Here is a 20,781-nt window from a genome sequence, read left to right as displayed (position 1 = left end):
CTAACCTTTCCGTGAGCGGATGGCCGAGGTGACCACCTTGTCGCCTGATTGGACACCGAGCGTTTCCGCTTCCTCAGGGGTGAGGAAGAGGCTGCCATCGCGCGGGCCTCGGTGCAGGAGCGTCGCGCGGAAACGGAGCTGGTCGGGCACGGCGACGATGTGCCGGTTCCGGCCTTCCGTAGGGATGTTGGACTGCACACGGACGGTTGCCGCCACGCGGTTCTTGACCGTGGAGATGTCGTTCAGCGGCGCCTCGACGCTCGGGCCCGCGTCGAAGATATCGACGCAGTTCGTATAGCGGAAGCCCTCGTTCTGCAGCATGTTCATGGCGGGCGCCGAGTGCGGGTGCGGCTTGCCGATCACTTCGCGAGCCTCGTCTGCGAGAAGCTCCGTATAGATAGGGAACTTCGGCATCAGGTCTGCAATGAAGCGGAAGTCGTGGGCCGAGCGGACATCGGCTTCCTGAAAGCTCATATGGAAGAACTTCGAGGCGACAGCGTCCCAGAAATGGCTCTCGCCATCATCATCGAACTGGCCTCGAATCTCGGCCATGACCTTGCCAGAGAGGCGGGCTTCGATCGCCTTCATGAAGAGGAAGCGGCAGAGGGAGAGGAGGCGTCCTGCGCCTGTGCCTCGCGCCTTCTCGGAGACGAGCAGCGTACCGATCTCGTCATAGCCGTGAAAGTCATTGCACAGATAAAGAAGCTCGGAGCTGGCCTGGATGCCAAGCTCCGGCGCTGCCGCTGCGACCTGGCTGATCCGGTAGCTGTAGAAGGGACGGTCCGCGCCAAGCGACGGGAAGATCGAGGCCATGCCTGCGACCTCGCCATCGAGCTCCAGTACGAAGAAGAAGATGTCCTTGGGACCAGCGGGTCCGGTGCCAAGCACTGCGGCTTTGGACGCAGCGACGCGCTCCTCGATCGCCTCGCGCGAGTTCGGCACGGTGGTCATGCCCGTGCCCGCGTTCATCGCAAGCTCATAAAGTCCGTCGACGTCTTTCTCGTCCGAGAGTCTGACGATCATGTTCATGTTACGCATCCAGACGTTTGGGCCACGGGGCCTGACCCGAGGCTAGTAGCAGCATGATGAGAAGCGAAAGCTTCGCACGCGGAACGAAGCTCTCCGGGTGGGCATATTCCTGATCGGAGTGGATCTTGCCGCCGACGACGCCGAGCGTATCGACGTTCGGCAGGCCAGCCTCCGCGAGATTGTTGCCATCGCAGCAGCCGCCGGTCGGTGCCCAGTCGATACCGATGCCGAGGTCGCCGCCAGCCTTCTTGACGAGGTTGAAGAGCTCTTCCGTGCCGCCCTTCATCTCTTTCACGGGGCGATGGACGCCGCCATGCAGCTCCGCCGTGATACCTTCGCCAAGGTCCGCTTCCTCGTGGACGCGGCGGATTTCGCTATCCACCCAATTGAGGTCCTCAGTGCGCCGTGCACGGACATTGATCCTGACGACACACGTATCAGGTACGACGTTCGTGGCCACGCCGCCGTCGATGACGCCCATATTGATGGTCGCGCCATCACGAACCCCGTTCAGCTCATCGACCGCGAGCATCAGGCGCGCCGCGCCGAGGATCGCGTTCTTGCCGATGTGGAACTCGCGTCCCGCATGGGCGGCCAGTCCGCGTACGGTGAATGTGTAGTGGCCTGATCCCGCCCGTGCGCCAGCCAGCGTGCCGTCAGGTAGGGCAGGCTCGTACACGAGGCCAATATCCGCTTCCTTGGCCATCTTCGCGAGAAGCCCAGCGGAGGCATGGCTCCCTGTCTCTTCGTCAGCGTTGAGAATAACGTCGATGCCGACCGTCTCTCCGTAGGAAGAGGAAAGGAACGCGCGCGCCGCTTCGAGCATCACGCAGATGCCGCCCTTCATGTCCGCAACGCCCGGCCCGTGCATGGTGCCGTCAGGACGGATCACCGGGGTCTGGAAGTGCGAGCCCTTGGGGAACACCGTGTCGAGATGCCCGGTCATCAGTATGCGTCGGTTCGCGCCCGGATTGGCGCGGAACAGCATCGCCTCGCCGCGCACAATCTCGATCACCTCGCCCTTGTCGGAGATCTCGGTCATCGGGGCAGGGGGAATGCGCTCGGCCTTGAAGCCTGCGTCGGTGAACGCGGCTTCGGTCTCGTCAGCCATCGTCGCGAGGCCTTCGAGATTGGCCGTGCCTGAATTGATCGCGGACCACGCCATGGTCCGGTTCGTCATGGTTTCCGTCAGCCCGTCGAGCTTCGACAGGACTTCGGCAAAATTACTGGAGGTCATGGGAGCCTCTAACGCCGCGCCGCCCCTGCGTCAAAGCGCGTGGGCGGCTTGCCCGGCTCCCTCTCGCTCAAACCTGCGGGAGGGCCGGGGTGCGGCCTTCCTTAGAGGAAGCTCTCAGCGGGCGCGTATTCGAGGTCCAGATCGCGGGCGACGGCCTCATAGGTGATCTTCCCGTCCATGACGTTGAGACCGTTGAGGAGGTGCGGATCGCGCCGCATCGCTTCGACCGCGCCATTGTTCGCAATGGAAAGCGTGTGCGGCAGGGTCACGTTGTTGAGCGCGAAGGTCGAGGTCCGCGGCACGGCGCCTGGCATGTTCGCGACGCAGTAATGCACCACGCCGTCGACTTCATAGATGGGTTCGTCGTGGGTGGTCGGCTTCGAGGTCTCGAAGCAGCCGCCCTGGTCGATGGCGATGTCGACGAGGACAGCGCCCTTCTTCATGTCCTTGAGCATGTCGCGGGTGACCAGCTTCGGCGCTTTACCGCCCGGGACGAGGACCGCGCCGATGACGAGGTCTGCGCGCGTGATCGCTTCGTAGACAGCCGTTGGGTTTGAAAAGACCGTCTGGACCTGATTCTTGAAGAGAGCGTCGAGTTCCTCAAGCCGCATCAGGTTCACGTCGAACAGCTCGACATCGGCGTGGGCGCCTACGGCCATCTGCGCTGCGTTGAAGCCCGAAACACCGCCGCCGAGGATCACGACATTGGCTGCCGACACGCCCGGCACACCGCCGAGGAGAACGCCGCGGCCCCCCTGGCTTGCTTCGAGGGCCCAGGCGCCGACCTGCACGGACATCCGTCCAGCGACTTCCGACATCGGGCGGAGGAGGGGGAGCCCGCCATGGTTCCCGGTGACGGTCTCGTAGGCGATCGCGGTGCAGCCGGAAGCCATCAACGCTTCGGCCTGGGGCTTGTCTGCTGCGAGGTGGAGATAGGTGAAGAGCGTCTGGCCTTTGGTCAGGCGCGCGCATTCTGGGAGCTGGGGCTCCTTCACCTTGACGATCAGGTCAGCCTCGAAGGCCTCTTCGGCGCGCTCGACGATGGTTGCGCCGGCCTCGATGTAATCGTCATTGGTCAGGTCGACGCCAGCGCCTGCGTTGGTCTCCACGACAACTTCGTGGCCCAGGCGCACGGCCTCACGGACGCTCGAGGGGGTCATGCCGACCCGGAACTCGCGTTTCTTGATTTCCTTAGGAACGCCGATCTTCATGCCACTGTCTCCCGCTGGGTGTTTTTTGAGGCGCCCCTTAGTCTCTTTTTCAGCTGCGTCACCCCGCCACGCGGTCACAACTGAAAAAAGTCAGGTCCGAACGGGAACCATAAGTTCCGTCACGGGTTCGTGCATCACGCGGGCGTTAGCTGCCGGCGCGGAGAATCCGATGCACGCAGACCAGAAAAGCCGCGACTTCGTCCGGGATACCATACGCCGGGCGATGTCAGCGCCCATTCTGACGATCGAGCGTGAGCGCACCCTGACCCGGGCATGGTGTGAAGACGGTGACGAGAAAGCGCTGGCGGAACTCACTGAGAGCCACATGCGCATGGCGGTTTCGACGGCCATCAAGTTTAGGGGCTACGGCCTTCCCCTCGCGGATCTCATACAAGAAGGCGCCATCGGGCTCCTCGAGGCGGCGAAGCGCTTCGACTGCGAGCGCGAGGTTCGCTTCTGCACCTACGCAGGCTGGTGGATCCGGGCCTCGATGCAGGATTATGTGCTCAGGAACTGGTCGATCGTCCGCATCGGATCGAAATCCGCGCACAAGACCATCTTCTTCAATCTCTCCCGCATCCGCGCGATGATCGAGGAAGTGGACAGCTCGGGCCCCATCGCCCGTGAGACCGTCGCCAAGAAGTTCAACGTCACAGGCGACGATATCGAGTTCATGACCGCACGCCTCGGCCGCCGCGACATGTCCCTGAATGCGACATTCAACGAAGAAGGCGAGACCGAGCGTCAGGAAATGATCCCCGATGAGCGCGATCTTCCTGACCAGACCGCGGAAGAAGAGATCGACCTCGAAAAACGGCGCAGCTGGTTGGGAGAAGCCATGGGCTCGCTCACGGACCGCGAGCGAATCATCATCGACCAGCGCTTCTTCGGCGAGGACCGCGTGACGCTGAGCCAGCTGGGCGTAGACCTAGGGCTCTCTAAAGAACGTGTCCGTCAGATTGAAAAACAGGCCATCGGCAAGCTCCGCGCTTCGCTTGGCAAGTCCCAGCCGACCCTTGATTCCATGAAGCTTTGCTAATGCTGTGGTGCAATAAGGCAACACGTAGGGCGGGAAATTACAGGTTGCTGACGTTAAGCCTTGGATAATGGAACCCATCCCGTCATGGCATGGTTTGCGCATTACCTTTGCCAGCGTACCTCAACGCATTTTTGAATCCTTGGAGGGGAAGAGTATGAGTTACCGCCTTGCACTGCTGGTTGCCGCCGGCACCGCAGCCCTTGGCACCGCTTCGGCGCAGGACAAAGAAGGCTACTACGGTGCCGCTGGCGTCGCATACGCCTGGGAATTCGCCGAGAACGACTTCCAGTCCGAAGCCAATTCCGGTGTCCCTGACGCACAAGAGTTCGACAGCCGTCTCGAAACCGGCGACGGCCTTGGCCTCTACGCCGCTATCGGTAAGTACTTCGACCGCGGCCTCCGCGGTGAGTTCGAAGTCTCCTACCGCGAGCAGCCTGTCACCGACATGCCGGGCGACGGCGCTGGCTTTGCTGGCTTCCCGACGGGCGGCAACAGCGAGAACCTCGCTCTCGGCGACAACAATGACCTCGGCGACCTCGGTGTCACCGCAGGCATGGTGAACCTGTACAAGGACTTTGCCTTCGACGCAGCTGGCCGCTTCACGCCTTACCTCGGCGTTGGCATCGGCTTCGCAAAAGTCCGTGGTGAGTTCGACAACGTCGACGACGAAACCGGCATCACCGATGCTGGCCTCGCATCCGCGACGCCGCCGGTTGGCTACCGTATCTATGTCCAGAACGACGACTACGTGACCGCCGTTCAGGGTCTCGCAGGCGCCAGCTTTGCCATCACCGACGCCCTGTCGCTCGATGTCGGCTACCGCTTCCTGCAGACCGGCGAGTACGACTTCGAAGCCTACGTGAACAACGAAGTTGCTCAGGTCACCGGTGAGTACTCGGTCCACGAGACGACTGTTGGCCTCCGCTGGGACTTCGGCGCTGGCGCCGTTGCTGCCAAGCCGGTCAAAGCTGCTCCGAAGCCGCAGACCAAGACCTGCTTCGACGGCACCGTGGTTCCGATGAACCAAGCCTGCCCGACCGATGAAGAAGATGCTCTGACGCCTGCGGAACTCCGCACCGTCGTGTACTTCGAGTTCGACAGCGCTGAGCTTTCGACCGCCGCACGCTCGCTCCTGCAGCGCCGCGCTGGTGAAGCCAACGACCTCGACATCATCTCGGTCGTCGTTTCGGGTAACACCGACACCTCGGGTTCCTCGAGCTACAACCAACGCCTCTCGGCACGCCGCGCGAACGTCGTTCGCAACGCTCTCGTCCAGTACGGCATCGACGCTTCCAAGATCCGGATCGTCGCTCTCGGTGAGAGCAACCTCGCCAAGCCGACCCAGGACGGTGTTCGCGAGCCGCTCAACCGTCGTACGGAAGTCGAATTCGACTTCTAAGAACGGTCTGAGACCAATTCGGAAAGGGCCGGCCTTCGGGTCGGCCCTTTTCTTTTGTGGGGTCTGTCAGGCGTCGAGGCTGGCGCCGTAGGCGTAGAGAGATGCCCCGTGATCCTTCAGCCAGCGCTCAGCCTTCGGGTACTTCGGGTCGAGCTCTTCAACGATCGACCAGAACCGCCGGGAGTGGTTCATTTCGAGACGGTGGGCCGCTTCGTGGGCTGCGACGTAGTCGAAAACGAATCGCGGAGCGAAGACGAGACGCCAGTTGAGCGCCGTCGAGCCATCCGATCCGCAAGCACCCCAGCGTCGTTTGTAGGCTCTGACGGAAACGTCCCCATCTGGGACACCCAGTTTCTGCCAGAAGGATTTCAGTGCCCGTTCTCCTTCGAGAAGGGCGACCTTCCTCAAGCCCTGTTCCATCCGCTTCGCCAGCGCATCCGGCGCCGCGGGGGCGATCGCCCAGCGGCCAGCCTCCCGCTCGCCATGGACCTTCAGGCCCTGCACGATCTCAAGTTCCTCACCGAGCACGGGCACGGTCTCGCCCATGACGAAGGGCCGCGCCTCGGGTTCCCCCGCCAGCCGCTTCTCGACGAACGCGGCCTGGGACCGCGCCCAGCTCGCGGCTTCGCCGATCCGCGCTCTTGTGGGAATCGTCAGCTGGATGACCCCGCCGGAGACTCGTAGGACAAACCTCTTGGCGCGGGGGTGCCGTCGCACTTCGATCGGCACCTCGCGCCCCGATGAGAGCCTGAGCGGCGCAACGCGTGCGCCGGAGGAGAGCGGCGATGAACGTGACAGCGGAGCACCCTCCCAAGATCGCAGCGAAGCTGACGCCGATGATGGCGCAATACACCCGCATCAAGGCCGATGCCGGTGACGCGCTTCTTTTCTACCGGATGGGCGACTTCTACGAGCTGTTTTTTTCCGACGCCGAGGTCGCAGCTGCTGCGCTCGGGATCACCCTGACGAAGCGCGGCCAGCACCAAGGCGAGGACATCCCCATGTGCGGCGTGCCCGTCCATGCACGGGAGCAGTACCTCGCGAAGCTGGTTCGGTCAGGGTTCACCGTTGCGATCTGTGAGCAGACCGAGGACCCCGCCGAGGCAAAGAAGCGCGGCGCGAAGTCCGTCGTCGAACGTCAGATCGTCCGCCTCGTCACGCCCGGGACCCTGACAGAAGAAGCGCTGCTCGAACCCTCGGCCCCGAATCACCTCGCGGCGCTCATCATTGAGGGCGGGCGTGCCGCGCTCGCCGCCACCGATCTCTCCACCGGGGAAGTGAGCGTCGATGAAGGCGATGCCGAAACCCTTGGCCACCTCACGGCGCGCCTGTCGATCAGCGAGCTGTTGGTCGCGGACGAAGCCTCGGCGCCGCCTTATGTCAGCGCCAAGATCACGGAGGCTGACCCGCGGACATTCACCCAGGCCGCGGCGGCCGAGCGAATCGCTGAGGCTTACGGAGTGTCGGAGCCAGAAGGGCTCGGCCTTTCCAAGGGTCTCCAGACCCGCGCGCTCGGCGCACTGATCGCCTATCTCGAGCTCACGCAGATCGAGGCGCGCCCGTCCCTCCGTGTGCCCCAGGTCGGCGCGTCTTCCGCTGCGATGGCTATCGATGAAGCGACGCGCAAGTCGCTTGAGTTGACGGAGACGCAAGGCGGTGCCCGCAAGGGCTCGCTCCTCCACGCTGTTGACCGGACGGTCAGCGCGGGGGGAGGGCGGCTCCTGAGGGCTTGGCTCACGGCACCCCTTCTTGATCCCGAAGCGATTCGCATGCGCCATGATGGAGTCCAGTTCCTTCATACGGATCCGCTCCTCCGTGAGGCGCTCCGTAGGGAGATGAAATCGGCACCAGATCTTGCAAGGGCTTTGGGGCGGATTGGCCTTGGTCGGGGCGCGCCTAGCGACCTTGGTCTCGTTGCTGGATCCCTGGCTGCGGCCCAGCTGCTGGCGGGAACACTGGCCGCCGCAGGACCTCTGCCCCATGCATTCGGAACGGCTGCCCTGCCGGTGGAGCTAGCCGCGCTGTCGGCGCTTCTGACGCGCGCACTCTCCGAAAGCCTCTCGGCCCGGCGAGGCGATGGTGGTTTCATAGCGCTGGGGTTCGACGAGAGCCTTGACCGTGCTCGGGAGCTGGCGTCCGGCGCGAAGCAGACGATTGCCGCTCTCGAAATGCGGTACCGCGAGGAAACGGGGATCAAGGGCCTGCGCCTCAAACTCGACAAGGCGATCGGCTATTGCGCCGAAGTCGGCAAGGCGCAGGCGGAGAAGCTGGCAGGCCATGACGGGTTCACCCAACGCCGTACACTGACGAGCGCGGCGCGCTTCGCAACCGTAGAGCTTGATGAGCTCAACCGCGAGATCATCGCTGCCGAAGCAGCGGTCGAGGCGCGTGAAGGCGAGCTCTTCGAGGAGCTGACCGCTTCGGTGCTGGCTGAGCGCGAGCCGCTTCTGGACTGCGCGGATTGGCTGGCGAAGACCGATGTGCTGGCTGCGCTGGCGGAGCTGGCTGAGGCGGAGAACTTCGTCCGCCCAGAGATCGATGACAGCACCGCGTTCGACATCAGCGGTGCGAGGCACTCTGTGGTGGAGGCAGCGCTCAAGCGTGATCGCCAGCCCTTCGTACCCAATGGCTGCCAACTGTCCGAGGGCGGAGAAACCCAGCTTCAGCTTGTGACCGGCCCCAACATGGCTGGTAAGTCCACCTATCTCAGGCAGAACGCGCTGGTTGCGATCCTCGCGCAGGCGGGCAGTTTTGTCCCTGCGGAGCGGGCGCATATCGGTGTCGTGGACAGGCTCTTCAGCCGCGTCGGTGCATCGGATGATCTGGCGCGTGGCCGGTCGACCTTCATGGTGGAAATGGTCGAAACCGCTGCCATCCTCCATCAAGCCACGGAGCGTAGCCTTGTCATTCTCGACGAAGTCGGGCGCGGAACGGCGACTTATGATGGCCTTTCGATTGCGTGGGCGGCACTTGAACATCTGCATACAGAGTGCCGATGCCGTGGTCTCTTCGCGACCCACTATCATGAGCTGACGCGGCTGGCCGAAGAGCTTCCGCGACTGTCGTCCGTGTCAATGGCCGTGCGTGAGTGGCGGGGCAAGGTGGTCTTTCTCCACGAGGTCCGGCCGGGCGGTGCGGACCGAAGCTACGGCGTCGCGGTGGCGAGGCTCGCGGGTCTTCCCGAAGGCGTCGTTGCGCGGGCGCAGCAGGTGCTCTCACTCCTTGAGGCACAAGCACCGGTCGGCGGTCTTGTGGCCGACCTTCCGCTCTTCGCGGCACCGCAAGCGGTTCCGGAGCAAAAGCCGGAGGCGGATCAATTGCGTGAGGCGCTCACCGCTCTCGACCCAGACGACATGTCGCCTCGTGAGGCCCACGAAGCCCTTTGTAAGCTGAAGGACCTTCTGGCCTAGAGGTCTAGGGTTGCCTCAGCCGTGTCGAGGGCGTCGTCGGCGAGGTCGGCCAGGACTTGCGTGAAGGCTGCGAGCCGTTCGTACTGGTAGAGCTTCTTGAGGAGGGTAGTGTCTTTGCAGGCCTGCTCAAGCGGAACATCCAGCTCGATCAGTCGGCGGAGGCCGGGATCGGTTTCAGCCGGTTCAATCGAGCCATAGACGACCATGGGATGTTCTTCGATTGGTGTACGGAAGGGAATTTCCTCGAGGAACGATGACCCTTCGTCGACGCGTTCGAGGATCCGTCTTAGCTCCTGGATGGCCTGACGTTCCTCAGGAGACTGGAGGCGCTTGAAGATATCGTTTTCGGTCAGGTCAACGAGCGCCGAGAGGCGGGGGTAGTAGCCGGGGGTCGAGCGGAGCGCCTGAAGCGCCGTGTTCACCTTGGCGGGGTCGCCTGGTTGGGCTGAGCAACTTTCGAGAACGCCGAGAGCCACTTCAATATCCTCGATTCGCGGCGCATAGGTTGCGCGGTAGCCGGCAACGATCTCGCGGTTAGCGTCGATTTCCTCCGCCAGCTGATCGAGGGCTGCTTCGTAGGCGACCCGGTCGCTGCGGGCGGCGTTGAGGTTGCCGAGCTGGACACCGAGGAAGACCCCTGTGACCACGATCAGGAACTCAAGCCCCAGCGATACCCAGTCCTTCTGCGCCGCATGCTGAGCAACCCGGCGCAGACGCATAAGCTTAGGCCTTGGCGCCGAGGATGGTCTTCCTCAGATCCGCGTGGAGGTCGTGGTTCGACGCGAGGATGCTCTTTTCGAGGTGGGCGCGGCCCTTGTCGTCCTCGATGGTCGAGACCTGGCCGCCTGCCTCACGGGCAATGACGATGCCTGCGGTCACGTCCCAGGCGTTGAGGCCACGCTCCCAATAGCCGTCGAGGCGGCCCGAGGCGGTCATGCAGAGATCGTAGGCTGCGGAGCCGAAGCGCCTGACGCCTGCCGTTTCCTTCAGCACACGTTCGGTCTCCAAGAGAGCCTGCTCACGACCCGGCATACCCTTGAAGGGAAGGCCCGTCCCGACCAGCGCCTCGGAGAGGTCATTGCGGCCCGACACCCGGAGGCGACGGTCGTTCATGTAGGCGCCCAGGCCCTTCTCGGCGTAGTAGAGCTCATCGAGGATCGGCGCGAAGACGACGCCTGCATAGGGCTCACGGTCGCGCTCGAGGCCGATCGAGATGCAGAACTGCGGCATCGAGTGAAGGAAGTTCGTGGTGCCGTCGAGGGGGTCGACGATCCAGCGGTTGGAGTTGTCCGTACCCTCGATCTCGCCGCCTTCTTCGAGGACCATGCCGTACTTCGGCCGGCCCTTCTTGAGAGCTTCGCGGATCGCTTCTTCAGCGGCGAGGTCAGCCTTGGTGACGAAGTCCGAGGCACCTTTCTTGCGGACCTGCAGCGCTTCGACCTCGTAGAAGTCGCGGCGCAGGATCTTCGCGGCGTCCTTGGCGGCGCCGATCATGATGTTGAGGACAGGGGACAGGTGCGGCACGGGTGCAGGCTCCGTTGGAATGGGGTCCGCCCGTTAAGCGCCTCTCAGCCTGTTTGCCAAGCGCTGCGTCAGCTCCCTAACGGGAAAGGCATGCAGCGAAACGCCTGAAGGTGTCGTCCGCCGGCGGCATATAGAGGTTCAGCTCTCCACCCTTGCCCGACTTCCAGATGACCGACTTGCCCTGAACGGCGGCATTATAGGTGATGCGGAACGCGGCGAGGTCCGTGGTCTGGTACATCTTCCACGTCGGAAGGTAGAGCGCGCGGCCCTTGTAGACGGTCTCGCCATTGACGATCAGCCTGATCCTGCGGCCATCAATATCCCGCGTCAGGTTGGTGTTGGACAGGTTCCTGATGAAGTCCGTGTCGTTCTGACCAATGAAGAGGGCACGCCGTCCCGCATCGTTGCAGCCAAACATCGGCCCGGGCTCACCAATGTCACGGGGATAGATGACGCTGCCGCCATCCACGAAGCCAGCGACCCATTCCGCCTTCGCAAAGGAGATGAGCGACGCCAGAATGGCGCCAATGATAACAACGCAACGCATGATAAACCTGCCCTAGTACCTGAGGTTGGCATAGCAGCCTCAGGCCCAGGGTCAAAAGGTTCCTGCTCAGTCGTCCTTGCGATAGGCCCGGTAGGGATCGCGGCAGTCCGTGGCGAACTTGCGGAACGCATCGTCCACTGGCGGCAGGGTCATGCCGACCTCGCCCTTGGACGTCAGGTCGAAGCTGACCCGCTGGCCTTTGATCGTGGCGTTGTAGACCTTGGAGGCCGCGCCGCGCTGGCCGGTCTCGGCGAGCTGGGAGAAGGGGTTGTAATCGAACCAGCCCTCGAACGCTTCCTTGCCGTCGACCATCAGGCGGCCTGTGCGTTTGCGCAGGCGGTTGCTCTCGCGGCCCATCGCTTCCTCGACGGGCAGATCGCCCATGGCGATCGACAGGCTGAGCTTTCCGCTGGCGTCGCAGGAGAGGATGGCTGCGCCGTCCTTCATCCCTGCAGTGTAGATCATGGTGGTGTCGCCGTCCTCGACCATCTTCCATTCGGCAGATGCGGTTCCAGTGGCGACAAGAACGGCCGCAGCCGTGAGCGCTAGGCGTTTCATCCGGGTTCTCCCTCTCCCTTGGGGAGACAGTATCGCTCAGGGGAACCCAGAAGTTAACGCTGCGGAGCAGTTGGTTCCGCAGCGTCCGTTCATGCCTTACTTGATGCAGGCACCGGCATAGGCGCGGAAGGCATCGTCGACTTCCGGCAGCTCGACCTCGACCGAGCCGTAATTGTTGAGCTCAAGCTCAACGGAATCGCCCCGGATCGCGGCGTTGTAGATAGCAATCGCCACCGACGGGTGATTGGTTTCCGCGACCTTCGAGGACGGGCGATAGAGGAACTTGCCGTTGTAGACTTCCTCGCCGTTCACATAGACTGAGCCGCGACGGAACTTCATCCGGTCGGAAGGATCGTCGAGCGCCTCGGGAAGGCTCGACCCTTCATAGGCAAAGGCGACAGCAGGCTTACGGCTGGCGGTGCAGCCGAGCACGACGCCTCCGTCGCTGGAAGCCGCATAGATGCTGCGGTCGCTGTCGTCCGAAAGCGCCGACCAGCCGGTCGCGTGCGCAGCAGAAGCCATGGTGATCGCGGCGCAGGCGGCCAGCGTGAGTGATTGAGCAAGTTTCATAATCGTCGTCCTCCTTCCGAATAGCTCGGCAGGGCCCCCGCATTCTTCAAGAGCCTTTTTATCGATTTTCGGAAAAAAGTTTGTGAGCCCCAACGTAACAGAGCGAAACGGTTCGCTTGTGGTTTGTGAAGGGTCTTAGAGCTAGTTCAGCCAAAAAACACGTGACAATTCGAGGAGACCTCCATGGACGCCGCTTCCGCCCCGCCAATCACCAGCGAAGAGCTCGCCGCGGGGGTCGAAAAGGTCCTCGCCGCCGGGGCGCCGTTCGCGGTTCAGCCCATGACGATCAGGGGGGTCGACTACCCCGCGGTCTTCTCCCTGTCCCAGATGTCCCTCCGCGAAGTGCTCGCGATGAAGACGATGGAGAACAAGGACAAGCCGCTGATCGTCTATGGCGACGAGCGCTACACCACCGGTGAGGTCTGGGCGCGGGCCATGCGTTTTGCCAACTGGCTCAAGGGGCAGGGCGCAGGGCAGGGCAAGCGCGTTGCCATCGCCATGCGGAACTATCCCGAATGGTGCGTCGCCTATCTCGGCATCATCGCCTCGGGCGCGACCGTGGTACCGCTCAATGCATGGTGGCAGGCTGATGAGCTGCGCTACGGCATGGAGAAGTCTGACGCCAAGATCGTCGTGGTCGATGCCAAGCGCGCGGACATGATCCTTCCTTGCAAGGAAGAGTTCGGCCTGACCTTCGTGGCAGGGCGTGAGGAGACGGCGGGGCAGGACTTCCGCATGCACGACATCCTCGCTGACGACTCGATCCCGATGGACATGCCGCAGGATCCGATTGATCCGGATAGCGACTACTGCCTGCTCTTCACCTCCGGCTCGACGGGCAAGCCGAAGGGCGCTCTCCTGACCCACCGCGGCGTCGTGAATGCGGTTCTGTCGTGGTCCTTCACCCTCGCGGTCTTCGGTGTCGTGCGGCCAGAGATTGAGCTCTCGCCAGAGAACCCCGGCGCGTTGGTGGCGCTGCCGCTGTTCCATGTGACTGGCCTCCACTCGATCTTCCTCCTCGGCTATCTCTCCGGCAGAAAGCTAGTCTTTACATACCGTTGGGACCCCGAAGAGGCTGCGGCCCTCACCGAGAAAGAGAAGCTCACGCACTTCCTCGGCGTCCCAACCCAGGCCTATGATCTCATCAAGGCGGCCAAGCCCGGGCAGCTCGACACGCTGGTCGATATCGGCACGGGCGGCGCGAAACGTCCCGAGGCGCAGGTCGATCTGCAGCGTGAGATGTACCCCGAGATCTCCGCTTCGTCAGGCTACGGACTGACGGAAACCAATGCGCTGGGCAGCCACATCGCCCTTGGCGATTACAAGAAGTATCCATCCTCGACAGGGCGCGCAGTGCCCCCGGTAACGGAAGTCGCTGCATTTTCCGAGGACGGAAAAAGGCTTCCCGACGGCGAGACTGGTGAGGTCTGCATCAAGAGCCCCGCGACCATGCGCGGCTACCACGAGAACGAAGAGGCGACCCGCGAGGCCTTCCATCCCGACGGCTGGTTCCGCACAGGGGATGTCGGCAACATCAATGCCGAGGGCTTCATCACCATCACCGACCGCCTGAAGGACATGATCATCCGCGGCGGCGAGAACGTCTCCTGCCTCGAGGTCGAGAACGTCCTCCACGAGGTCGAAGGCGTCGATGAAGTCGCGGTCTTCGGCGTACCCCATGAAAGCCTCGGCGAGGTCGTGGGCGCCGCGATCTACGGCAAGGACACCGTCGATCTCGAGAAGCTGCAGGACCACGCCAAGTCGCGTCTTGCGCCGTTTAAGGTGCCGACCCGCATCTGGCGCTCGCCCACCATGTTGCCCCGCGGCACTACGGGCAAGATCGACAAGAAAGTCATCCGTACTGTGACGAGCGAGAACCCTCCGCACTTCCAGCGCGGCGATGACTAGTTTTATCTCACGGCGCGTGGCGCCTCCGATGGGGCGGGCCTGACCGGCCCGGACGCCCGGTCGGGCGCCTTCCGGCGGAACCGCAGGAGTGAATAGGCGGCATTATAGGATCGCCTGTCTCTCCCCGAGGGAGAGGGGTATTGGCGTGAGCGGTGGACTCCGCTCACGTCTTTTTTTGTGGTGAATCCGGGACTTGATCCAGGATCTACCACGAGCGTCAGCGAGCAAGACAAAAGGCCCACGAGAGCAACCAAAACCCCTCCGCTTGACAGTTCCGCCGCGACATGTGACAACTGTCGCACACCAGCGACGAGAGCCGCCACATGCCGCAAAATCCTTCCGAAACCGAGCTGATGCTCCTCAAGGCCCTCTGGCGCGAGGGGCGGATGAGTGCGCGTGAGGTCCATGACGCGACCGAGGCGCAGACCGGCTGGTCCTTCTCAGCGACCCGCAAGACGCTGGAGCGGATGGAGGGCAAGGGCCTCATCCGCGTGGAGCCGCTCCATGGGGTGAAGACCTATCTTCCGCAGGCGGAGAAGCTCGACGTCATGGCGCGGCTGATCCAGAACTTTGCGAGCCGCATTCTCGATACCGAAGGGCCGCTTCCTGCCGCCGCGTTCACCGGCAGCCGGGTCCTCGACAAGGACGAGATCGGCGACCTCGAAATGCTCCTCGCTGAGCTTTCCAAGGAGGATGAGGCATGAACATCTTTTCGCTCCCTGCGCTGACCGCATGGCTCCTTCTGCCGCTGCTCTTTGCCCTGATCGTCCCGACAGTCCGCAGGCTGACGGACCAGACCCTGCCAGAGGACGGGACGGAGAAGTGGGCGCTCGGCATCATGCTCGCGCCCTTCGGTCTTGGGCTGGCGCTCTTGCCGCTGGCGTCGGCTTTTCCCGATATCGTTCCGGCGACGGCGCTCCTTCCCGATGGCGGAGGGCTTCCGGCAGGTGGTGTTTCTGTAACGGAACTGACGGCTTCCGCGGGTCCTGACCTGTCGTTCCTCCTCTGGACATTGCCCCTCGTGCTCTACGCCGGTATTGCTCTGTTCAAGATCGGCAAGGTGATCCTTGCACGGAGGGAGCTGGCCCAGACGTCCCGCAAGGCGGAGGCGCATGAGGAGGGCATTCGGCTCACTCGCGACCTGCAGGTGCCTGTGGTGGATGAGAAGGGGACCATCCTTCTGCCTGAAGCGCTCAGCCGTTCGATGAGTGCCGAGGAAAAAGCGCTCGTCGTCGCCCATGAGCGTGCGCACCATGCCCGTGGCGACCAGCGCTACTTTATCGTCCTTGCCCTGATGGATGCCGTCTTCTGGCTTCATCCCGGTGTCAGGTGGCAGACGGCGCGTTGCCGCCTTGCTGCAGAACTCGCCTGTGACCGCGCTGCCTGCGGGCAGAGCCCCCAACTTCGGAAAGCCTATGCCGAACTGATCGTCAGGGCCCTGAAGCATGCCGCCGGAAGCGCACTGCCATGCGCCCCGGCGGTCTTTTCACCTCGAACCAAAGGAGAATTCGGCATGAGGTTGACCGAGATCATGCGCCCCCGCGCGCAATCGAACAAGAGGGCAGGGCTGATCCTCGCCCTAGCCGCCGCGCTCGCCGTGCCCCTGGGCGCAGGCCAGATCGCCTCGGCGCAGATGTCGTCGCAGAGCACGGAGTTCACGGTGACGCCTGTGGAAGACGGCAGGATCACCAGCCGCTGGGGTCCAAGAAAGCACCCGCAGACCAAAGAGCGGCAACGCCACTTTGGCACCGATATCGCAGCCCCCATGGGCACGCCTGTCCGCGCACCCGGGCTTGGCGTTGTCACGCGTGCCGAGGAAGTCGGGAAATACGGCTACCTGATGGAAGTGACCCACGCAGGCGACATCGTCACCCGCTACGCCCAGCTTGAAGGCTTCGAAGTCGAGGTCGGCACAAAGGTCTGGGCAGGGGACACGATCGCCCGGGTCGGCTCATCCGGCGCTTCCACGGGACCGCACCTGCACCTCGAAGTCTTCGTGGACGGCAAGCGCGTCGATCCCGAGACCCTGATCCCGATGCCGTAATCGGCTCAGGTCGCGGCGGAGAGCCCCTCCGCCGTCACTTCGCGGTAAAAGCAGGTCTCGCGGCCCGTGTGGCAGGCGGGGCCTTGCTGCTCAACTTCATAGATCAGCGTATCCTGATCGCAGTCCGTCAGGACCCGGACGACCTTCTGGACATTCCCTGACGTCGCACCCTTGTGCCACATCTCCGAGCGAGAGCGGGACCAGTAGTGGGCCTCGCCCTTCTTAAGCGTCAGGTCGATAGCCTCACGGTTCGCCCATGCGACCATCAGCACACGGCCCGTTCCCGCCTCCTGCGCCACGACAGGGAGGAGCCCCGCTTCGTTGAAGCGGGGGGTGAAAGCGCTGGTCTCTTCGATGGTCATAGGTGGGCCTTAGCCGTCTTCCCGGCCGAAGCGAAGCGGAGAGCCGGGATCCATGAACCACGCCCTCAATTCTGGAAAGGGTTGGCCCATGGGCCCCGGATCAGCCTTTGGCTGTCCGGGGAAACGGCGATCGCGGAATGTCTGGGGTAAAGGCGTGGAAGCCTTACTTCCCGGCCAACCGCAGGAAGCGTTCTTCCATCTTCGGGTCGTCCTTGAAGGCGCCCGTGAAGCGGGTCGTGACGGTATCGACGCCGTGCTTGTGCACGCCGCGGGTGGACATGCATTGATGCTCGGCCTCGATCATCACGGCGACGCCGCGGGGCTTCAGGACCTTTTGCAGCGTGTCGGCGATCTGGGCCGTCATCTTCTCCTGCACCTGCATCCGCTTGCCGTAGATATCGACAAGGCGGGCCAGCTTGGAGATGCCGACGACGCGGCTGTCGGGCAGGTAGGCGATGGTCGCGGTGCCGATGATCGGCGCCATGTGGTGCTCACAGACGCTTTCGACGCGGATGTCCTTGAGGAGGACGATGTCGTCATAGCCCTCCACTTCCTCGAAGACGCGGGCGAGCACGGCCTCGGGATCGATGGCATAGCCGCCGAACCACTCCTCGTAGGCCTTGGTCACGCGCTTGGGCGTATCCAGAAGGCCCTCGCGGGTCGGGTCGTCTCCGGCCCAGCGGATCAGGGTCCGCACGGCCTCTTCGGCTTCGTGCCTGCTGGGCTTGGAGGAGACGAAGGTTTCGGTTTCGGGCGTGGGGGCCACGCTCTCATCGTAGGCAATGACGCTCATCTTGGGGTCTGTCCTAACTGTTCGGGGGCCCTTTCAGGCACCGATTGGCCGCAAGCTTTTCCCTCATTCGTAGAGTGGGCGGCAATGTTACATTTGGCCCTTGGAGAGAAGATTTCCAACCCGCGCGCCGCGACGTTGCGTCCCGGCAAGGTGCGCGGCATGACGCAGCCCATGACCAAGGAAATCGCCATCACCGATACGTACCAGGGCGGCAAAGTGCCGTTCCGGCCCGGCAACCCTGACGCCATCAGGGTTTATTGCTGCGGACCGACGGTCTATTCCGCCCCGCATATCGGCAATGCGCGGGCCGGGGTCGTTGCTGATCAGATGGTGAGGCTCCTGCGCGAAGTCTATGGCCGGGAGGCCGTGACCTATGCGCGGAACCTGACGGACATCGACGACAAGATCATCAAGACGGCCGCGGAAGAAGGTGTCGAGATCGAGGTCGTCACGGCGCGCGCCACGGCTGCCTATCTGGCGGACCTCGATGCGCTGGGTTGCGCCCGGCCTGACCTCATGCCCCGGGCGACCGAGAACATCGAGCCGATGATCGCGATGATGCAGCGTCTGCTGGAAAGCGGTCACGCCTATGCGGAGCAGGGGCATGTCCTCTTCTCGACGGAAGCTTTCGAAGATTACGGCAAGCTCTCGCGCCTCGACCAAGATGCGCTGATCGCCGGTGCCCGGGTCGAAGTTGCCCCTTATAAAAAGGCGCCTACGGACTTTGTTCTCTGGAAGCCTGCGAAGGAAGGCGAGCCCGGTTGGGACACGCCTGACGACTGGGGTCTTGGCGGCAAGGGTCGTCCGGGATGGCACCTTGAATGCTCCGCCATGATCGAAGCAGGGCTCGGCGCGCCGATTGACCTGCACCTTGGCGGCAATGATTTGCGCTTCCCGCACCATGAGAACGAGATCGCCCAGAGCTGCTGCTCTGCGGACCTCGGCGGTGTGCCCCTCGCGCGGCACTGGATGCACAATGGCATGCTGCGGATGGGCGAGGACAAGATGTCCAAGTCCCTGGGCAACATCGTGACACCGGGCGAACTGCTCGAAGACTGGCACGGCGAGGTGCTCCGCATGGCACTCCTGTCGGCCCAGTATCGCCAGCCGCTCGAATGGTCAGAGGAGCTGCTCGCGGCGTCGAAGACCCAACTCGACAAGTTCTATCGCGCTGCGGGTGATGCGGAGCCCGGCGAGGTGTCTTCCTCCGTGCTCGGTGCAATGTGCGACGACCTCAACACCCCGGCAGCCTTCGCCGCGATGCATGAGCTGCGCGAGCAGGCGCAGGCAGGCAACGCGGAAGCCGCTTCGGGGCTCAGGGCTGCTGGACAGCTCCTCGGGCTGATGAACGAGACGGCTGATGCATGGGCCAAGGGCGGGGCGTCGGACGATGACGCGCGCATCGATGCCTTGCTCGTCGAGCGGGCCGAGGCGCGGGCGGCGAAGAACTTTGCCCGCTCGGACGAGATCCGTGATCAGCTCGCTGCGGAAGGCATCGTCATCGAAGACGGTGCCGGCGGAGCGACCTGGCGACGTGCCTGAGAGTAAGGAGAGCGCCTGTCACGGGCGTTCTCCCGCTTGGCTTTAATCTCATTTTTTCATGGTTAAGCCGCTCGAAACCATAATGCGGCACCTTTGTCTCGAGCACGAGGCTTTATCGCCTCCTGCTGACTAGGCGTCAGAAGGCGCTCCTGAAAAACTTGAGAACACAAGGAGCCCCCACCATGGCATCTCTTCTTACCAATGCTTCGGCGCAAACCGCGCTTCGTACCCTGCGTACTGTCACTGCAAACCTGCAGGAGACTCAGGACCGTATTTCGACCGGTCTTAAAGTCCGTAGCCCGAAAGAAAACCCGGCGTTCTTCCTGGTCTCGCAGACCGTCAAGGGCGACGTTGCTGTTCTCGACGGCCTGAAGGACAACCTGACGGTTGGCGTCAACACCGCCAAGACCGCAACGGCTGGTCTCAACGGCATCACCGAAGACATCAACCAGATCCAGTCGGCTCTGACCACGGCTCAAACCGGTACCGCGCTGAAGGAAGTTCAGTTCGCCATCGGCCAGGTCGTTGAGCAGATCGAAGGTCAGATCGACGCTACGTCGTTCAACGGTGTGAACCTGCTGGCTGGCAACGACACCACCACGATCACCACGACCATCACCCGCGACAATGGTTCGTTCGAGCTCTCGACCTTCACCCTGCAAGGCCAGAACCTCGACAGCCTCGAGCTCGCTGGTGTCGAAACCGCTGTCTACACCCAGGTTCAGGCTGAAGCTCAGTTCGACGCTCTCTACCGTGCGTTCAACTCCGGCTTTGCTGACCGTCTCGACGCCAATGGCGACGGCTCGGTGAACCTCGACAGCGCCACCGCTGGCACCGACTCGATCCTGACGGTCGAAGGCGGCGCAGGTGCAGAAGCTGCTGGTGAATTCACCTTCTACGGCACCGACGACGACATCGCGTTCCTCGCTTCGGTTGGCGTGACGGCAACGAACCTCGGCAAAATCGGCGACGACGTCAGCCGTGACGTGATCCAGATCGCTGACATCGGCGCTGCTCCGGCAACCTCGATTGCTCCGACTGCAACTGAAGCTCCGTCCGACTACGTTGCTTCGAAAGCAGCTGGTGCTGACACGGCCTTCGCTACGGTCGAAGACGTTCTGACCCGCGCTGTGTTCTCCGACGAGAACCTCCGCGCATTCTCCAACGACTCGGGCTTCCGCGCCGTTGCACGTCAGATCGAAGTTGCTGACAGCACGAACGGCAACGTCCAGGCTGGTTTCGTTGTTGCTGACTCGCTGATCGCACGCATCAACATCTCGCAGACCGTCATCGGTGTCTTCGAGTCGACCCTCAGCTCGCGCCAGAACTTCCTGAGCGACCTGACCGACTCGCTCGAGCTCGGCGTTGCTGCCCTGATCGAAGCCGACCTCACGGAAGAGTCGAGCCGCCTCCAGTCCTTCCAGGTCCAGGAGCAGCTCGCGACCCAGGCTCTCTCGATTGCGAACCAGCGTCCGCAGTCGCTCCTGAGCCTCTTCCGTTAATCGGAACTCAGAGACCAAAAATTGGAGAACGCCGGGCCTCGTGCCCGGCGTTTTTCTTTTGGGGGTTTCGTCTGAGGCGAGGAGGCGGGTTTCGCCCAGCGTCCAG

Annotated in this window: 19 protein-coding genes; 8 read left to right on the top strand and 11 right to left on the bottom strand. The window is 63.1% G+C overall.

The features are described 5' to 3' along the window. The 3 genes from HK107_RS11620 to ald form a co-directional block, all read right to left on the bottom strand. Positions 1–1,023: an arginine N-succinyltransferase gene (locus HK107_RS11620; protein ID WP_173199942.1), complete on the bottom strand. Its 1,023-nt coding sequence runs from the start codon at positions 1,021–1,023 to the stop codon at positions 1–3. A 7-nt stretch (positions 1,024–1,030) separates the two neighbouring features. Next, positions 1,031–2,266 (bottom strand): hydrolase, encoded by a 1,236-nt coding sequence (locus HK107_RS11615; protein ID WP_173199940.1) that lies wholly within the window; start codon positions 2,264–2,266, stop codon positions 1,031–1,033. Between the two features lie 101 nt (positions 2,267–2,367). Further along, on the bottom strand, positions 2,368–3,477 hold the full coding sequence (gene ald / locus HK107_RS11610) for an alanine dehydrogenase (RefSeq protein ID WP_173199938.1): 1,110 nt from the start codon (positions 3,475–3,477) through the stop codon (positions 2,368–2,370). A 169-nt stretch (positions 3,478–3,646) separates the two neighbouring features. On the opposite strand from ald, the gene HK107_RS11605 reads away from it, so the two are divergent. Both HK107_RS11605 and HK107_RS11600 read left to right on the top strand, forming a co-directional pair. Next, entirely contained in the window at positions 3,647–4,516 is an 870-nt protein-coding gene (locus tag HK107_RS11605) for an RNA polymerase factor sigma-32 (RefSeq protein WP_173199935.1), read from the top strand. A 154-nt stretch (positions 4,517–4,670) separates the two neighbouring features. Continuing rightward, complete coding sequence (locus HK107_RS11600; RefSeq protein WP_173199933.1) at positions 4,671–5,915, top strand: OmpA family protein; 1,245 nt, start codon at positions 4,671–4,673, stop codon at positions 5,913–5,915. A gap of 66 nt (positions 5,916–5,981) precedes the next feature. Here HK107_RS11600 and HK107_RS11595 read toward each other — a convergent pair whose 3' ends face one another. Next, entirely contained in the window at positions 5,982–6,644 is a 663-nt protein-coding gene (locus HK107_RS11595) for a M48 family metallopeptidase (protein ID WP_173199931.1), read from the bottom strand. A 56-nt stretch (positions 6,645–6,700) separates the two neighbouring features. On the opposite strand from HK107_RS11595, the gene mutS reads away from it, so the two are divergent. Continuing rightward, entirely contained in the window at positions 6,701–9,325 is a 2,625-nt protein-coding gene (gene mutS, locus HK107_RS11590; RefSeq protein WP_173199929.1) for a DNA mismatch repair protein MutS, read from the top strand. Here the strand turns inward: mutS and HK107_RS11585 are convergent. From HK107_RS11585 to HK107_RS11565, 5 genes are all read right to left on the bottom strand, one after another. Continuing rightward, the gene (locus HK107_RS11585) at positions 9,322–10,044 is read right to left on the bottom strand and encodes a hypothetical protein (RefSeq protein ID WP_173199927.1); all 723 of its coding nucleotides are present in this window, start codon (positions 10,042–10,044) and stop codon (positions 9,322–9,324) included. The two genes, mutS and HK107_RS11585, sit on opposite strands and share 4 nt — an antisense overlap. A gap of 4 nt (positions 10,045–10,048) precedes the next feature. Further along, on the bottom strand, positions 10,049–10,849 hold the full coding sequence (locus HK107_RS11580) for an inositol monophosphatase family protein (protein ID WP_173199924.1): 801 nt from the start codon (positions 10,847–10,849) through the stop codon (positions 10,049–10,051). Positions 10,850–10,925: 76 nt separating this feature from the next. Then, on the bottom strand, positions 10,926–11,396 hold the full coding sequence (locus HK107_RS11575; RefSeq protein WP_173199923.1) for a hypothetical protein: 471 nt from the start codon (positions 11,394–11,396) through the stop codon (positions 10,926–10,928). A gap of 66 nt (positions 11,397–11,462) precedes the next feature. After that, complete coding sequence (locus HK107_RS11570) at positions 11,463–11,954, bottom strand: hypothetical protein (RefSeq protein ID WP_173199921.1); 492 nt, start codon at positions 11,952–11,954, stop codon at positions 11,463–11,465. 96 nt (positions 11,955–12,050) lie between these two features. After that, positions 12,051–12,524, bottom strand: a complete 474-nt coding sequence (locus HK107_RS11565) for a hypothetical protein (RefSeq protein WP_173199919.1) — start codon at positions 12,522–12,524, stop codon at positions 12,051–12,053. A gap of 183 nt (positions 12,525–12,707) precedes the next feature. On the opposite strand from HK107_RS11565, the gene HK107_RS11560 reads away from it, so the two are divergent. The 3 genes from HK107_RS11560 (at position 12,708) to HK107_RS11550 (ending at position 16,476) form a co-directional block, all read left to right on the top strand. Further along, complete coding sequence (locus HK107_RS11560; protein ID WP_173199917.1) at positions 12,708–14,432, top strand: class I adenylate-forming enzyme family protein; 1,725 nt, start codon at positions 12,708–12,710, stop codon at positions 14,430–14,432. Between the two features lie 323 nt (positions 14,433–14,755). Next, the gene (locus HK107_RS11555) at positions 14,756–15,136 is read left to right on the top strand and encodes a BlaI/MecI/CopY family transcriptional regulator (protein ID WP_173199915.1); all 381 of its coding nucleotides are present in this window, start codon (positions 14,756–14,758) and stop codon (positions 15,134–15,136) included. Beyond that, positions 15,133–16,476 carry a M23/M56 family metallopeptidase gene (locus HK107_RS11550; RefSeq protein WP_173199913.1) on the top strand — a complete coding sequence of 448 codons (1,344 nt, stop codon included), beginning with the start codon at positions 15,133–15,135 and terminating at the stop codon, positions 16,474–16,476. Before HK107_RS11555 ends, HK107_RS11550 begins: the two co-directional genes overlap by 4 nt. Positions 16,477–16,481: 5 nt before the next feature. Here HK107_RS11550 and hisI read toward each other — a convergent pair whose 3' ends face one another. Together hisI and folE are read right to left on the bottom strand one after the other, a co-directional pair. Beyond that, on the bottom strand, positions 16,482–16,838 hold the full coding sequence (gene hisI / locus HK107_RS11545; protein WP_173199911.1) for a phosphoribosyl-AMP cyclohydrolase: 357 nt from the start codon (positions 16,836–16,838) through the stop codon (positions 16,482–16,484). Between the two features lie 163 nt (positions 16,839–17,001). Further along, complete coding sequence (gene folE / locus HK107_RS11540) at positions 17,002–17,631, bottom strand: GTP cyclohydrolase I FolE (RefSeq protein WP_173199909.1); 630 nt, start codon at positions 17,629–17,631, stop codon at positions 17,002–17,004. A 159-nt stretch (positions 17,632–17,790) separates the two neighbouring features. Between folE and cysS the strand changes: the two genes are divergently transcribed. Next, entirely contained in the window at positions 17,791–19,173 is a 1,383-nt protein-coding gene (cysS, locus tag HK107_RS11535; RefSeq protein WP_198912398.1) for a cysteine--tRNA ligase, read from the top strand. Between the two features lie 182 nt (positions 19,174–19,355). Beyond that, positions 19,356–20,675 (top strand): flagellin, encoded by a 1,320-nt coding sequence (locus HK107_RS11530; protein WP_173199907.1) that lies wholly within the window; start codon positions 19,356–19,358, stop codon positions 20,673–20,675. Positions 20,676–20,781 lie beyond the last annotated feature (106 nt).

Source organism: Parvularcula mediterranea (assembly GCF_013085255.1).
In the GTDB taxonomy this organism is placed as follows: domain Bacteria; phylum Pseudomonadota; class Alphaproteobacteria; order Caulobacterales; family Parvularculaceae; genus Parvularcula; species Parvularcula mediterranea.
Note: the sequence above shows the minus strand (reverse complement) of the source record. Positions and strands in the feature narration are given on the sequence as shown.

Bases quoted from the DNA above. Each gene is read 5' to 3' on its own strand.
- HK107_RS11575 (WP_173199923.1), bottom strand. From the start codon at position 11,396: ATGCGTTGCGTTGTTATCATTGGCGCCATTCTGGCGTCGCTCATCTCC.
- HK107_RS11605 (WP_173199935.1), top strand. From the start codon at position 3,647: ATGCACGCAGACCAGAAAAGCCGCGACTTCGTCCGGGATACCATACGC.
- HK107_RS11550 (WP_173199913.1), top strand. From the start codon at position 15,133: ATGAACATCTTTTCGCTCCCTGCGCTGACCGCATGGCTCCTTCTGCCG.
- HK107_RS11530 (WP_173199907.1), top strand. From the start codon at position 19,356: ATGGCATCTCTTCTTACCAATGCTTCGGCGCAAACCGCGCTTCGTACC.
- HK107_RS11620 (WP_173199942.1), bottom strand. From the start codon at position 1,023: ATGATCGTCAGACTCTCGGACGAGAAAGACGTCGACGGACTTTATGAG.
- HK107_RS11560 (WP_173199917.1), top strand. From the start codon at position 12,708: ATGGACGCCGCTTCCGCCCCGCCAATCACCAGCGAAGAGCTCGCCGCG.
- folE (WP_173199909.1), bottom strand. From the start codon at position 17,631: ATGAGCGTCATTGCCTACGATGAGAGCGTGGCCCCCACGCCCGAAACC.
- ald (WP_173199938.1), bottom strand. From the start codon at position 3,477: ATGAAGATCGGCGTTCCTAAGGAAATCAAGAAACGCGAGTTCCGGGTC.
- HK107_RS11570 (WP_173199921.1), bottom strand. From the start codon at position 11,954: ATGAAACGCCTAGCGCTCACGGCTGCGGCCGTTCTTGTCGCCACTGGA.
- mutS (WP_173199929.1), top strand. From the start codon at position 6,701: ATGAACGTGACAGCGGAGCACCCTCCCAAGATCGCAGCGAAGCTGACG.
- HK107_RS11555 (WP_173199915.1), top strand. From the start codon at position 14,756: ATGCCGCAAAATCCTTCCGAAACCGAGCTGATGCTCCTCAAGGCCCTC.
- cysS (WP_198912398.1), top strand. From the start codon at position 17,791: ATGACGCAGCCCATGACCAAGGAAATCGCCATCACCGATACGTACCAG.
- HK107_RS11600 (WP_173199933.1), top strand. From the start codon at position 4,671: ATGAGTTACCGCCTTGCACTGCTGGTTGCCGCCGGCACCGCAGCCCTT.
- HK107_RS11565 (WP_173199919.1), bottom strand. From the start codon at position 12,524: ATGAAACTTGCTCAATCACTCACGCTGGCCGCCTGCGCCGCGATCACC.
- HK107_RS11615 (WP_173199940.1), bottom strand. From the start codon at position 2,266: ATGACCTCCAGTAATTTTGCCGAAGTCCTGTCGAAGCTCGACGGGCTG.
- hisI (WP_173199911.1), bottom strand. From the start codon at position 16,838: ATGACCATCGAAGAGACCAGCGCTTTCACCCCCCGCTTCAACGAAGCG.
- HK107_RS11585 (WP_173199927.1), bottom strand. From the start codon at position 10,044: ATGCGTCTGCGCCGGGTTGCTCAGCATGCGGCGCAGAAGGACTGGGTA.